We start from the raw sequence: 14,421 nt of genomic DNA on the forward strand, positions 1-14,421 counted from the left end.
TTTTGACGAAATGTTGAGCTAAAATTACCAGATAAAACTCTTGAAACTCTTGTCAATTGGGGGTAAGGTTGTGTATGTTGAAAAAAATTATTTTTATTAAGAAGGAAAACTATGTATAAAATCGATTTTAACAACAAAATACATGTTCATTTTATAGGAATTGGCGGTATTAGCATGAGCGGTCTTGCTGAGATTTTGCTCGGTGCTGGCTTTACTATTTCAGGTTCGGACAGAGATTCCTCTGATTTGACAAAGCATCTTGAGGCTCTTGGTGCCAAAATTAATTATCCACAGGCAGCCTCTAATATTACAGAAGATATCAACTTAATCGTATATACAGCTGCTATTCGTGAGGATAACCCTGAGTTTGCTGCTGCAAAGGCAAGTGGCAAGCCAATGCTTACTAGAGCTGAGCTCCTTGGAGAAATCATGGAAAACTATGCTCGCTCTATTACAGTAGCTGGTACCCACGGCAAAACTACAACTACTTCTATGGTTAGCCAGATTTTACTTGAAACTGCTGACGAGCCTACTATTTCTGTTGGTGGTATTTTAGATGCCATCCACAGCAATGTGCATGTTGGAGATAGCGATGTTTTCATCACAGAGGCTTGTGAGTACACTAACAGTTATCACTCATTTTTCCCTAAGTACAACATTATTTTAAATGTTGAAGCTGATCACCTTGATTTCTTCAAGAACCTTGAAAACGTTAGGGCTTCATTTAAGAAGTTTGCTGAAAATACTGCCGAAGATGGCATTTTGATTATTAACAAGGATATTGATGATGTTAAATACTTTACTCAGGATGTGAAATGTCAGGTTATTACTTACGCATTGACAGGTGACGCTGACATTGTGGCAACTGATGTTACTTATAATGAGAAGGGCTTCGCAAGCTTCGTACCTGTATTTAACGGAGAGACTTTGGAGCGTGTTTCTCTTAATGTTCCTGGTGATCACAATATTAGCAATGCTCTTGCTGCTATTGCTTTATGCATCAAAATGGGCGTTAGCTATGATTGCATTAAAACAGGACTTGCTAAATTTGGCGGTGCCCACAGACGCTTCGAGCTTAAGGGTACTTACAAGGGTGCTACTATTATCGATGATTATGCACATCATCCAACAGAGATTCGCGCTAGCCTTGCTGCAGCAAAGAACTATCCACACAACAGACTTATCGTTTGCTTCCAGTCACATACCTACACTAGAACTCTTAGCTTCCTAGATGAGTTTGCTGAGGCACTTTCAGCTGCTGATATTGTTGTTCTTGCTGATATTTATCCTGCTAGAGAGCCTGACATCTACGGAGTCAGTGCAAAAGACATTGCTGAGCGCATCGAAAAGTTAGGAACAGAGGTTCATTATTTAGGCTCATTTGACGCCTGCGAAAAATTTTTAGAAAAAAATCTTTTGAACAATGACCTGTTGATAACTATGGGAGCCGGAGACGTGTATTTAGTAGGCGAAAACTTACTTAACAACTAGTTATCCACATTATCCACATTTTTTGTTGATTTTTACTCACCAGAAAATGTGGATTTTTTTTCGCCTTTTTTAGGGATATCATATGGGTTATCCACATTATCCACAATCGTCACAAACCCTTTATTTACAAGGGTTTCGGGGGTTCGAGCCCTTTTCATTTTATTTCCCTTTTGATATAATTTGCCTCAGGTTATGAGGAGAGGATAATAAATATGGCTGACATCATGTTGCACACAAGTAATAATAGCGGTTTTACTTGTGTTTCTAATACTTTTATCGATGATTTCATGAAAGACGCCAATGGAGAATTTGTTAAGATTTACCTTTATCTGCTTCGTTGTCTTAATATCGATGGATTTGAGTTTTCCATCGGACAGTTGGCGGACTGTTTAGACCACACAGAGAAAGATGTAATGCGAGCTTTCACTTATTGGGAGAAAGTGGGTTTGCTTCGTCTTGAGTATTCTTCAGATAATGAGCTTTCAGGAATCCATTTTACAACACCATCTGATTACTCTGCGTGTGCTAGTGCCCCAGTACTTACTCAGGCAACTAGTACACCAGTTGCTAATCACACTGTTGCACCAACTGTTGCTTCTACAGAAACAGTTGAACAAAAACCAAGCTACAGCTCAGATGATCTAAAGGCTTTCAAAGAGGAGGAGGAAGTAAGAGACTTACTTTTCGCCACTCAAACCTACTTAGGTAGACCACTTTCTACATCTGATACAACTACTCTGCTATTTTGGTACGATAGTTTACACATGACTGTAGACCTTATTCAATATCTTATTGAGACTTGCATTGATGGTGGACACAGCAGTTTCCATTACATGGATACCGTTGCCAGAAACTGGGCAGAGGACGGAATCACTACAGTTGAGGCAGCTAGAAAAACTAGCAGCACTCGAAACAACAATGTTTACACTATAATGAAGGCCATGGGCATTTCAGGACGTGATCTAATCGAGTCAGAGCTTAACTACGTGGACAAATGGACTGAGACTTTCAGCTTCAGTCTTGATATTATATGCGAAGCTTGCCATCGCACTATTGCACAGACAAACAGACCACTTTTCAGATATGCAGATTCAATACTTACAAAATGGTACAAGCAATCTGTTAAGTCTTTAGACGATATCAAAAAGCTTGATGATGAGTTTACAAGCAAAAACATTGAAAAGTTTGCTTCTGCACAGGCTAATCGTGCAAACAATGGTCGTGCTAATACTTCTAGCAAGCCAAACAAGTTTAAAAATTTCTCAGAGAGAGATTGCGATTTCGAAGCTCTAGAGAAGAAATTATTAGGATATTAATAAGGGGGAATATACATATGGCACTTTCTAATGAACAGTATGATGCTCTTATGCGTCAGTATTATCATAAACAGTCACGTAACAATCAAATTGTTTCATATAGAACTGATGAAGTTTATTCTGCCATCCCTGAATTACGTACAATCGACGAAGAGGTTTCTAGGGTTTCTATTTCATCTATTACCGCTATTTTTGACGGTAAGGATGTTGCCCAAGCTGCCGCTGAATCTAAAACAAAACTCAACGAATTAAAGGCTCGTCGTGAGGACCTTCTGGTTTCTCACGGCTTTCCTGTTGATTATTTAGAGCCACCATACGATTGTCCAGACTGCAAGGACACTGGATATATCGGTAACAAGCGCTGTCATTGCTTCAAGCAGGCTGCTATTAATATTGTTTACAAGCAGTCTAATATCAGCAACATTCTCTCAAAGGAAAATTTCAAATATTACGATATAGATGTATACGACGATAATTACTTTGAGGGTAATTCTGACGTTAGCGCTCGTGCCACTGCACAAATAGCCCTAGAAAGAGCCCAAAACTTTGTGCAGAATTTTAAGCAAAAAGGTGGTAATCTCTTGTTGCTTGGGCAGACAGGCTGTGGAAAGACATTTCTTTCTAACTGCATTGCAAAAGCTCTTTTAGACGAAGGCGTTTCTGTCATTTATTTTACAGCCTTTGAGCTTTTCCATGTATTTGAAGAACAGACCTTTAAGAAGAATGCCGATGTGGCAGATCTTCATGATCAAATTTTTGATTGCGATTTATTAATTATTGATGATTTAGGTACTGAATTCCAAAATTCTTTTACTACCGCTAGATTATTTCAGTGTTTAAATGAAAGACTACTACGGAACAAATCGACTATTATTTCTACGAATCTCTCACTAGAAGATATGAGAGACACCTACAGTGAACGTATTACTTCTAGAGTATTTTCAAACTATGAGGTTATAAAGCTTATAGGCGACGATATTCGCATAAAGAAAGTAATTAACAATTAAATATTTTTCAAGGAGCAAAAAATGCCAAACAATGAAATCGTGTTGGAAAACACACCCCCTATGGCTGAGTTAGGATTAATTCCTCACAAGAGCTGTTCAAAGATTGCTGAGAAGGTTAATGACTATCTCCTTCACTGGAGACAGGAGCGCAAGAGCGATCAATCAATTATCACTCTTGCTGGGTATCGTAGCGATTCATACATCGTTAGCGCAGATTGTCCTCGTTTTGGTTCAGGCGAGGCAAAGGGTATTATTAATCAGTCTGTAAGAGGCTTGGATTTATACATTCTTGTTGATGTTACAAACTACAGCCTTACTTACACTGTATGTGGCCATGAGAACCATATGAGTCCAGATGATATTTACTGTGACTTAAAGCGTATTATCGCTGCAGCAATGGGCAAGGCAAAACGAATCACTGTTATCATTCCTTTCTTATACGAAGGACGTCAGCATCGTCGTAGCGGCCGTGAGTCACTTGACTGTGCTATGGCTCTTCAGGAGCTTGTTAACATGGGTGTTGACAACATCATTACATTTGATGCTCATGATCCACGTGTACAGAATGCTATTCCACTTCACAGCTTCGAGACTGTATCTCCTACATATCAGTTCCTTAAGGGCATCCTCAAGAACTGCAAGGATCTCACACTCGATAACGATCACCTTATGATTATCTCACCTGATGAAGGTGGTACAAAGAGAGCAGTATACATGGCTTCAGTTTTAGGAGTTAATGTTGGTATGTTCTACAAGCGTCGTGATTACAGCCGTATCGTAGACGGACGTAACCCAATCGTCGCTCACGAATTCCTTGGTAATGACGTTGCCGGCAAGGACGTTATCATCGTAGACGATATGATTTCTTCCGGCGAGTCAATGATAGACGTAGCTACAGAGCTTAAAAAGCGTAACGCACGCCGCATTTTCGTAGTAGCTACATTCGGACTCTTCACAAGCGGAATGGAGAAGTTCGATCAGGCAGTAGCTGACGGCATCATCTACAAGGTCGTCACTACAAACCTTACATATCTCCCAGAGGAGATTCAGAACCGCGACTACTTCATCAAATGCGACATGTCAAAATACATCGCATACATCATCGATACACTCAACCACGATTGCTCAATCTCAGAGCTTCTCAATCCTTACGGTCGTATCGAAAAACTTATCACACGTTACAAAAACGGAGAATAAAAATCAAGGCCCCCTGGAGTTTTCCAGAGGGCTTTTCTTATGCCCACCTCTCTTCTATCCAAGCCCCAGCCATCTGCCCCTTCTATTATTGGCGCCTTACGCCCACCCCCTCTTGGCCCCCAGCCTGTCCAGGGCCTTCTGACACACCTTGCAAGAATATCTTGTTTTCCAAATATGCAAAGACTCGCATCTTTATTAGCATGTGTCTTTCTCATGTCTGTACAGTTTTGAAAAAGGTATTTTATGGGCGGACACAAAATAAAAATTAGTACAACTCAGGCTCAGGGGGAATTGGGCGATTTTTAAGTGAACCTAGAAAAATAAAAGCAGGATTATCAATATATTGGCATGCGTCGCTAGGACGGCGACGCAAGTGCGACACGCGACACGATGTCGTATAAAGCACGGTGCCAATATATGATAATCCTGCTTTTTAATTTTTCTTGGTGAACGATATATGAGCCCAATTCCCCCTTGAGACCTGAGTTGTACAAATTGAGAATTATCAATATGTCCGCCCAATAAAAATACATTTTTCAAAACAGTTCATCCATAGAAAGACACATGCGGATGCTCCCTTTTGCATATTGGAAAACTACGATATTCGCAAAACTGTGTGTCAGAAGGCCCTGGACAGGCTGGGGCCAAGAGGGGCTGGGCGTAAGGCTGTGGGTGCGATAAAGGGCAGATGGCTGGGCCAAGTTGCACTAAGGTGGGCATAAGAAAAGCCCCCGGCAGTTGAGTGCGGGGGCCTTGATTTATTGTAGGTACGTTACGAATACGTTTCCGAAGGATTCGAAGTATTGGGTGGCGTCTGAGAGTCCCATCTTGGAGTTAGTGCTAGTCATAGGATCGAAGTAGATGATGCTGCTAGCGTCATAGCCTACGATGAGGACTGCGGTGTCGTCTCCGGTGTATGCGTAGACTGGGGTGCCTATGCTGACGTAGTAGAGGACTTGGCTGAGGGTTGCTCCGCTAAGGTCTAGGATGTCGTAGTCCTTGAGGGTCTTGGAGAGGATTGAGATTGGTGTCTCGCCAGACTCAAGGAGTGTGTGCACCTGTACGTTTTCGCCTTCGTGGACAAGCATTGCCGAGAGGGCGCGGGCTGAGCCGCTGGCCTCGGAGTCGTTGGAGCCTACGGCTATGGAAGCTATGGCGTTTTGGTATGATTTGCGGCCACGTTTCCATATGTATTTAGGTTCGTTGTCCAGTACGATTCCCATGTTTTCGTCGGCTACGGTAATTGCCGATAGTAGGTCGTCGGTGGCAAGCATTACCTTGCTGCCTACGTATACGAAGTATTGGGTAGAGCTTGTGGCTGAGGCAACAGAGATGTTTCTGGTGTCGTCGGCAAGTACTACGCCGGTAATTTCGTAGTCTACGTTGCCTAGCTTTTCGTCTTCATCAAGTGCTGTCATGTTAAGTACAACTACCTGCTGTTTGATGTCATCGATTGCTGTGGTGATAGGAACGGCTTTGTTCTGCTCACCGGCACTGTTTTTGATGGTGTCCTCTTCTGCAGGGATGATGTTTCCTTCTGCATCGATTTGGATTCTGTCTAGGTAGATTGTGTAGGAATCCAGTGTTACGTCATTTATGAAATATCCGCTTTTCTCGTAGCTCATAAGCTCGTATGGCTTGCCTGTGGAGATATCGGAAATTGTAAGCTTGTACATAGGATGAACAGTGGAGCCGGCACTATCTGTCATGATGTCGCTTTCGTTGATGGTGCCGTAGATTAGGTCGTCATCCATAAATGCCAGTGGCTTCAACAATTCGTTTTCGCCGGCAGTGATGTCAAAGGATTCGCCAGTTTCCAAGTCCATAATGTGGATTACGCTGGAAACTACCTTGTCATCCATCCATGCTAAGTATCTGCGGGAGCCTGATACTGCGTACTGTGCATCGTCTAGGCCTGTCATGAGCTCTTTTGTTGATATGTCAGTCAACGACATGTATAAAAGTGTGCCGTTAACCATGATGTAGAACTCGTTGTCGGCTGTTTCATATAAAAGCTCTGAGAAATTGGCATTCAAAATCTGGTATGAGCTTGTAGAGCTGATAAATACTTGCTCTGTTGAAACATCGCTGATAGCATCGTAGTGGTAAAGGTTAATTCCACATTCTCCCTCGTGGCTGCCGGAATTCATGTAGCCGTATACTACGAAATCCATTGTTCCAGACTCATCTATATTTAATAGAAGGACTTGATGCTGGTCGTAGATTGAACGTGTGTCTGTTGGGTCTACCACAAAGCTGAATACTTCCTTGAGCTTGCGGTCGTTTTGGTTGTATTCGTAAAGGCTTCCATTTTGAACAAAGGAAACAATGGTTCCTGTTTCGTTTGAAAGATACTGAACGTCATTGTCGGTAATTCCGATTGTAAGAAGATTGTCCTTGATTTGTACTGAGTTCTCATCAAGAATCTGCTCCATTGTTCTGTCGTAGTCAAGTAGGTACATTCTGTCGGAGGTGTACCTGATTCTGTAGTCCTCAGCGCAGGTGTAATACTCGGTTTTCCCTGCATATTCTCGTGAAAGCTCATAGGATAAGGTCAAGCTAATGTAGTTGGTGCTGATATCCGTAAGAGCTACTCTCTCCTCACCTACCTGGGCTCCATCAAAGGTGCCATAGGAAATCTGTGAAAGTGTGGAGTTGATGTCCACGTGGCTAAGATCCTGGCTGGTGTTGTAAACATCAGGCTCGATGAATGTAGCCAAATCAGTGGCATCTGCAGACAGGGCTGTGTTGTGGAAATATTGGGCAAAATCAAGGATTTCTTCCTCGTGGCATCCATCTGGCTGCATGATTCTTGTGTAGTAGTAAACTTCCTGAGTACTATTTTTCAGGGTGATTACAAGGAGATACTCTTCATTCTTTTCGATGAGGTTCTCCGCTTGGAAATTGGCGGTAATCACATTGCCATCCCGATTGAAATCCAGCTCATTTTTGGAAATGTTGCGCTGGGTATCAAGAGACTTTATTTCATATTCTAATGTGTCCACCCGGTAGCCCTTGGTGTCCACTGAAATATTGATGTTTCGCTCGCTGTCTAGTGGAATGATGGCATCTCGCATGTAGGCTGGGTCCATTTCCGTAACGTAACCGTGTAATTCTGTGGATGCATCACTGAGGTAATTTATTTTGACCAGTGGAAGTGTTGGTTTAGATTGACTAGATATTTCAACATCCTCTGAGATATTTGTGACAATCTCAAAGAATATAACTGATACAATAAATACGATAACAAGAGTGATAATTCTTCGTATTATTTTGGTAGGTATGCCCTTCTTGTAAAACTGTAACTTCATTCTATACGGGTCTATCCTTTCTTGCCTAATAAAAAATAAAGTGTTATAATCCGTTGGATTATGATTATTTTATCACTCTTTTTGCTTACTGTCTTGCTAAAATGGTTCCAGCTAGACACTATTTAATCGGAGGATTCATGAAGAAATTTTTAAATATAATAAAGCCATTTTTTAGTTCTATTGGCTCTGTTATCAAAAAGCCCTTTACTATCCTGGCTAATTCAAAGATAGTAAATTGGTATTTGGATTCAAAGTTCCACAAGCTTTGGATTAAGCTTTGGACTGACTATGCTTTCTGGATGCATGTTCCGCTAGCCATGTGTATTGTGTTTGCCATGGAATGGCTATCGAGACATTCATTTATAAAAGCAGCAGGATTTGTGGTTCATCACACAGGTCCTTTCCTATTTAATTCATATTGCGTATTTGTTGCACTGAGCATTTCATTCCTCAGCAAGCGCCGAGGATGGTGGCGATTATTCATAAGTATGTTCTTTATAATACTTGGTATTATCAACTGCGTCATACTTTTGAATCGTGTTTCGCCATTTGGATATACAGACCTTTACATGATTAGCGATTTGCTGACCATGCAGGATTCAAACTACTTCTCAGCAGAAGAAGCTACCATTTCAGTAATTGCACTTATTATCTACATTATTGTATTGATAGTTTTCGCTATTAAATGTCCTAAGAAGCAGAATCCACAAAAGTTCTGGAAGCGATTGCTTCTTGTAGTTGCACTTTTCATTTCACTTAATCCACTTACAATATTCCTTCGCAATTCCGGAATCATGACTTCATATTTCGGTAACCTTGCTCAGGGATATTTGGATTACGGTTACTTGTATGGTTTCTCTACTTCCGTTTTAGACAGAGGTATGAATCGACCATTCGGATACTCAGAGTCAAAGATTAAGTCAATCGTTGAAGAAGATCAGGCTTATATCAATTCTCTTGAGTCCACTAAATACGAGATTGCCGATGAAGAGGGCAATACTGACGGCAATTTAACTGTTACTGAAATCGATACTGGCGACAATCAGCCAAATATCGTTGTTATGCTTTTAGAGTCCTTCTATGATGTATCAGAGTCGGACTTCATCGAGACAAGCGAGGATCCAATTCCTTTCATTCACTATCTCGAGGCAAATTATTCAACAGGACACTGTATCGTACCTGTTGTTGGTGCTGGAACATGTAACTCAGAGTTTGAGGTTCTTACCGGACTTAGCTGTAATTTCTTTGGTCCTGGTGAATATCCTCAAAAGACTATACTTAAAGAGACTGACGTAGAAAGCTATGCCGATGTTCTCTCAGAGGACGGCTATAGCACCCACGTTGTTCACAACAATGGTGGTAACTTCTACTCACGTGCCAATGCCTTTAGTATGATGGGCTTTGACTCATTTACATCTAAGGAGCTTTTGGACATTACAGACTACACTCCTCTTGGAAACTGGCCTACAGATGATATTCTTATCGAAGGAACCATGGACGCTATGGATTCCACAGAGGGTAGCGACTTTGTTTACACTATTACCGTTGAGGGTCACGGTGCTTACCCTACTTACCAGGTTGAGGAAGACCCTGTTATCGATGTTAACTGCGTAGGCAAAACTGAGGCAGAGAACTGGGCTTGGGAATACTACGTAAATCGAATTTACAATGTTGATGACTTTGTAAAGCAGTACATCGAGGCTTTGGACGCTAGAGGCGAGGATACACTTGTTATCATGTTTGGTGACCACCTTCCTACTATGGGTCTTACAGAGTCCGAGGTACTTACTGGCGACTTATACAAAACTAAGTACTTCACATGGAACAACTTTGGAATGGAGAAAATCGACATGGATTTGGCTTCTTACCAACTTGTTTCAGAGTTCTTAAACAGATTAGACATTCACAACGGTAACATTAATGCTTACCACCAGACAGCTATGGCAGCTGGTAAACAGTACGGCACTAGCGAGTACATGAATGACCTTAGGATGCTCCAGTACGACATCATGTACGGCGACCGTTACACTTACAAATACGGCACAGAATACGGTCCTTCAGACCTGATTATGGGTGTTAATGACGTTACAATCGACAGTGCTTACTACTTCAACGGAAGGCTCCACATTTACGGTGACCAATTCACCAAGTGGTCCAAGGTATTCGTCAATGGCGAACAGATTTCTACCAAGTACGAATCCGGGCAGGTTCTTTCGGTAAAGGCTGAGGACGTTAAAAACGGCGATATTATCACCGTATGTCAGATGGGTAGTTCAAATACAGTATTTAGAGAATCCAATAAATACGTTGTAAATGACCCAAGCTACACTGAGGAAGATGTAACCGCTGAAGAAGAGTCCGATGAGGACGAAGAAAATAGTTCAGAAGAATAAAAATAAACCGACTTGAGAAAAATTCAAGTCGGTTTTTCTTTTATATGTTAATCATAAATACAAATATTGCTGCGTAATAGGTGGCCAGATTTACGAAGTGGCCTATTCTCTTGTTTGTCTTGCTGCGATAATGATAGAAATAAAGGAATAATATTGTAAAATCGCTAAGCAAAAATAGAATTCCTGCAATTGCAAGTCCTGGCATACCGTTCAAACCGCATTCAATAGCCTTTAAAGTCATTGTAGATACAAAGTAGGTATAAATGAAGCATGGCAGGTAAAGACTGCCCATATGAAGCTTAAATTGCTTTTTAAGATATATAAGCATTAAGCATGGAATAATTGGCAGTATGTAGATTAACACGTTGGTTTTGTTGGTTATTCTGCACATGTAATTTAAAAATCCCACATGACCTAGCATAAAAGCTATGATTCCAAGGGCCATGAACTGCTTGCGACTGTAGGTATTATAAAGACCCATAAGCAAATCTCCTACAAAGCATGCAATAAGCGCCCATAGCATCCAGGTCAGCTTTTCCGAGAACCAATTATTAACTAGGAAAATCCCCAAAAAGGAGGCACTACACACCACCTTTAATGGGACATAGTACCTCCTTGATAATTCGTTGTCGCATACGTAAAACAATGCAAATATTAATGCTGCATAAACAATAATTTCCAATACCATTTTCTCACCCGCTTCTCTTAGTCTTCTCGCTGGCTAGCTAGGATTTCCTCAAGTTTGCGCTGTCTTCCCATCATGATTGCTCCTGCACCAAGCAAGAATATTGCGATGCAAAGGATATATCTATTATCAAATCCATCCGCTGTTTTTGGAGTTGAATCCATTGTATGCTCTCCTGATGAGATGGAACCGTCTGAGCTAACTCTATAGGTAACTGTAGTTGTAGTTCTAGATGTTCCGGCACTTGTGATTCGAAGTCCTGTTAAAGCATAACCATCTGTATATTGGAATTGTACCGCATGATCACCCACTGGTAAACTAGCAATATAATCTTTTGATAATGTCAAAATGGTGGAACCTGAAGCTACTATGTAGTTTGAAGTAGCCACCTTCTGGCCATCCATAAGGATATAAGCTAATTTCTCTAATGGTCCGTCGCAAGTGATTTTTACAGGGCCCTCGTTCTGAGCCACTACCTGACCTGCGCCTTCAATAATGTGATAAATGTTATTGGTCTGAGCTGCGTCGCTAACGTAGGTGGAACCTGTTGATGAAGAGCTGCTGCCTGAGGAGCTGCTTCCACCGCCTGAGGAGCCACCGCCGCCTCCTCCACCACCGCCACCGCTCTTGGTGTAGGTGAATGTGTGACTTTGGGTCTCAGCTGAGGTAACTGTGTAGCTATCTGAGCATGTGTAGCCATCACGGGCTGTTGGGGTAATGACATTACCCTCACTCTGGTCTGAGTATGTGAGTGTATAGGATGTCTCGCCAACCACCTCAGTGATTGTTACGGTAATTCCCGTAGGTGTAGGGGTTGGTGAACTGTTTTTCACATATTTAAAATGAACAACCTGTCCATCCTCTGCCACAACAGTGTAGGTGCTAGGTGTACCTGACATTATAGTATAGTCCGTTACTGTGGAAGCCTCGATTGTCCAATTTTCAGGATAAGCCTTTGACTTTACCTCATCCTTTTCTGTTGTGTATTCTGAACTACTTTCACTGTCATACAAATCCCTGTAAACAGTTACGTCATATGTTGTTCCTGATTCATCGCAGTTTACTATTACCTCTCCTGCGTTGAGGCATTCGGTAGAGAAATATGTAACCACATAATCTGAGGCAGTTGCCCCGTAGGCATTAATAACCGTTCCTGCTGTAGGCCATTTTGAATGTGTTCCAACTGATGTAATTGTCGCTGGATTTCCTTCGAAATTAAGCTCCTTTACCTGTGTATCATCAAATGCATATGGTGCAATGGCTGTGGTTCCACTACGAACAGTGTAGGAAGAACCTACGCTAAGTGGTACGTATACTAGGGTTGTTCCATTATATAAAGCCTGGTCGTAAACATAATATCCGCTGCCTACAGACTGTCCACTTATTGAAAATACAATGCTTGTACAGCCGCTAAATGTGGTAGCATCTGCGCCTGACATTGTTGTACAGCTTAGACTAGATAATGAAGAATCTCCGGCTAAAGACTTTGAAGCCAAATTAAGATTGCCTGATACCTTCAGTGTACTTAAATTGCTAAGGCCACCTGCTGCAGAACTTGCGATTGAAGTATCACTAGAAGAGGTGATGGTTTCAACCTCATCAACATAATCCTCTAAATCGCCAAGATTAATTGTACCGTCTGTAACAGTGTAGGTTCCATCGCTATATGTTCCACCGGCTTCTGAAGTGATTGGGGCAAAGAAAGTCCACCCCGTTAGAATAATAGATGCGCTTATAAGAATACATCCTGTTTTCTTTAAAAATCCTTTTTTCACCATAGCATCCCCATCCCTAAATCCAAGTTTAGAAATACAAGTGTCAGTTATCTTACTTGACCCTCTTTGCTACAATGAACATTCTTCCGTCTTCCTTATAAGTATTGCATGTGCTGAGAGTCAATATTTTGTCAGTGCTAGTTATATCTATTGTCTCATCATATACAGATAAACCTTGAATAGTATCTAAAAACTCTTGGAGCTCTGGACCTGTAAGAGCGTCAATGAAATCGTAGTATTTGTAGGTATCGTCATCATCATAGCCTACCTCAGATAGACCTACTCCTACTATTTCATATTCCTGCTCCTCATACAGAGTTTTAAAAACAATAGTCTTGTGAGACTGGTAATAGTCATAATCTAAATAATATTTCAGGCCACCAAACATTGTTCCATTACGCATATTATGCCCATAGACTATAGTGTTTGTGGTTGGATTTACTATGTCACATCGATAGTCCACAAAAAGAGTACCTGCTGTACTCTGTTCACCATAGAAATCTCTTCTTAGGTAATACTCTGGATCTGTTGGAGTCTGCATCACCGGATAGTTGATGTCTGTATCGACTATGGTCAAAACCCCTACAAAATCGCTGTTTTGTGTGTATAAATCCTGCATTTCTGCAAGGATTGGTCTATCTGATGCGGAATAATTTGTATCCCAAGGACTCTCTATCCAGTCCTCGGTTATTTCATTTGCAGAGGCATTGGATTCGACACTTTCACCCCCATTTGCATCCTCTACAGAATCTATATCGTCAATTTCACCATCAATATTAACGTTATTTTGTGAATTATTAGTGTCCGAAGCCGACTGTATGCTCTCCTGCAGCTTGGCCATTTTACGGGCATGCATAATATCCTTAATCTCCACACCCACGAAAATGCCAATGAGCACTACTGCCATAGACACAAAAATAAGGCCAAGATACTTGCTACTCTTCGCCTTTTTTGCTGCTTCTTCTATTATTTCTCTATCGTCCAAAAGGTCTGCAGACCTATTTGCTACTATGTCTGCCACATGGTCTGCGTACTGCTGTCCAATAGGGCTATTGAATGTAATGATGCCGTCACGAATGTCATTATAAAGGCGCAAAGCTACCTCAGGATCCTGGATATCAAGCTCCTCATTGATGCACTCTATTTTCTTTACATCCTCCTGGGCCGCTCTATACTCGTAAAATGTATCGAACTCGTAGCCCCCAATAATGAACTTATTTTCCGCCATACATTACGCTTCCCCAAG

9 protein-coding genes are annotated in these 14,421 nt (G+C 41.4%); 5 read left to right on the forward strand and 4 right to left on the reverse strand.

All coding sequences use genetic code 11. The annotated features are described in order from the left end of the window. Positions 1-111 precede the first annotated feature (111 nt). The 4 genes from murC (at position 112) to E7276_RS06800 (ending at position 5,011) form a co-directional block, all read left to right on the forward strand. Positions 112-1,491 carry a UDP-N-acetylmuramate--L-alanine ligase gene (murC, locus tag E7276_RS06785; RefSeq protein ID WP_294215420.1) on the forward strand — a complete coding sequence of 460 codons (1,380 nt, stop codon included), beginning with the start codon at positions 112-114 and terminating at the stop codon, positions 1,489-1,491. A 212-nt stretch (positions 1,492-1,703) separates the two neighbouring features. Then, a complete protein-coding gene (locus tag E7276_RS06790) occupies positions 1,704-2,807 on the forward strand; it encodes a DnaD domain protein (RefSeq protein ID WP_294215423.1) in 1,104 nt (367 codons plus the stop codon). 17 nt (positions 2,808-2,824) lie between these two features. After that, positions 2,825-3,814 (forward strand): ATP-binding protein, encoded by a 990-nt coding sequence (locus tag E7276_RS06795; protein WP_294215426.1) that lies wholly within the window; start codon positions 2,825-2,827, stop codon positions 3,812-3,814. Between the two features lie 21 nt (positions 3,815-3,835). Beyond that, a complete protein-coding gene (locus tag E7276_RS06800) occupies positions 3,836-5,011 on the forward strand; it encodes a ribose-phosphate pyrophosphokinase (protein ID WP_294215429.1) in 1,176 nt (391 codons plus the stop codon). Positions 5,012-5,769: 758 nt separating this feature from the next. Here E7276_RS06800 and E7276_RS06805 read toward each other — a convergent pair. After that, positions 5,770-8,322, reverse strand: a complete 2,553-nt coding sequence (locus tag E7276_RS06805) for a hypothetical protein (RefSeq protein ID WP_294215432.1) — start codon at positions 8,320-8,322, stop codon at positions 5,770-5,772. 137 nt (positions 8,323-8,459) lie between these two features. Between E7276_RS06805 and E7276_RS06810 the strand changes: the two genes are divergently transcribed. Then, positions 8,460-10,715 carry an LTA synthase family protein gene (locus E7276_RS06810; protein WP_294215435.1) on the forward strand — a complete coding sequence of 752 codons (2,256 nt, stop codon included), beginning with the start codon at positions 8,460-8,462 and terminating at the stop codon, positions 10,713-10,715. 40 nt (positions 10,716-10,755) lie between these two features. Here E7276_RS06810 and E7276_RS06815 read toward each other — a convergent pair whose 3' ends face one another. The 3 genes from E7276_RS06815 to E7276_RS06825 are packed head-to-tail and all read right to left on the reverse strand — an operon-like array spanning position 10,756 to position 14,403. Further along, the gene (locus tag E7276_RS06815) at positions 10,756-11,403 is read right to left on the reverse strand and encodes a lysoplasmalogenase family protein (protein ID WP_294215438.1); all 648 of its coding nucleotides are present in this window, start codon (positions 11,401-11,403) and stop codon (positions 10,756-10,758) included. Positions 11,404-11,420: 17 nt separating this feature from the next. After that, the gene (locus E7276_RS06820) at positions 11,421-13,178 is read right to left on the reverse strand and encodes a hypothetical protein (protein ID WP_294215442.1); all 1,758 of its coding nucleotides are present in this window, start codon (positions 13,176-13,178) and stop codon (positions 11,421-11,423) included. Between the two features lie 49 nt (positions 13,179-13,227). Continuing rightward, complete coding sequence (locus E7276_RS06825; RefSeq protein ID WP_294215445.1) at positions 13,228-14,403, reverse strand: class B sortase; 1,176 nt, start codon at positions 14,401-14,403, stop codon at positions 13,228-13,230. Positions 14,404-14,421 lie beyond the last annotated feature (18 nt).

It is taken from the genome of Pseudobutyrivibrio sp. (genome assembly GCF_015057185.1).
Lineage (GTDB): Bacteria > Bacillota > Clostridia > Lachnospirales > Lachnospiraceae > Pseudobutyrivibrio.

Excerpts from the sequence above, each read along its gene's own strand:
- E7276_RS06815 (WP_294215438.1), bottom strand. The coding sequence starts at position 11,403 with ATGGTATTGGAAATTATTGTTTATGCAGCATTAATATTTGCATTGTTT.
- E7276_RS06800 (WP_294215429.1), top strand. The coding sequence starts at position 3,836 with ATGCCAAACAATGAAATCGTGTTGGAAAACACACCCCCTATGGCTGAG.
- E7276_RS06825 (WP_294215445.1), bottom strand. The coding sequence starts at position 14,403 with ATGGCGGAAAATAAGTTCATTATTGGGGGCTACGAGTTCGATACATTT.
- E7276_RS06790 (WP_294215423.1), top strand. The coding sequence starts at position 1,704 with ATGGCTGACATCATGTTGCACACAAGTAATAATAGCGGTTTTACTTGT.
- E7276_RS06795 (WP_294215426.1), top strand. The coding sequence starts at position 2,825 with ATGGCACTTTCTAATGAACAGTATGATGCTCTTATGCGTCAGTATTAT.
- E7276_RS06805 (WP_294215432.1), bottom strand. The coding sequence starts at position 8,322 with ATGAAGTTACAGTTTTACAAGAAGGGCATACCTACCAAAATAATACGA.
- murC (WP_294215420.1), top strand. The coding sequence starts at position 112 with ATGTATAAAATCGATTTTAACAACAAAATACATGTTCATTTTATAGGA.
- E7276_RS06810 (WP_294215435.1), top strand. The coding sequence starts at position 8,460 with ATGAAGAAATTTTTAAATATAATAAAGCCATTTTTTAGTTCTATTGGC.
- E7276_RS06820 (WP_294215442.1), bottom strand. The coding sequence starts at position 13,178 with ATGGTGAAAAAAGGATTTTTAAAGAAAACAGGATGTATTCTTATAAGC.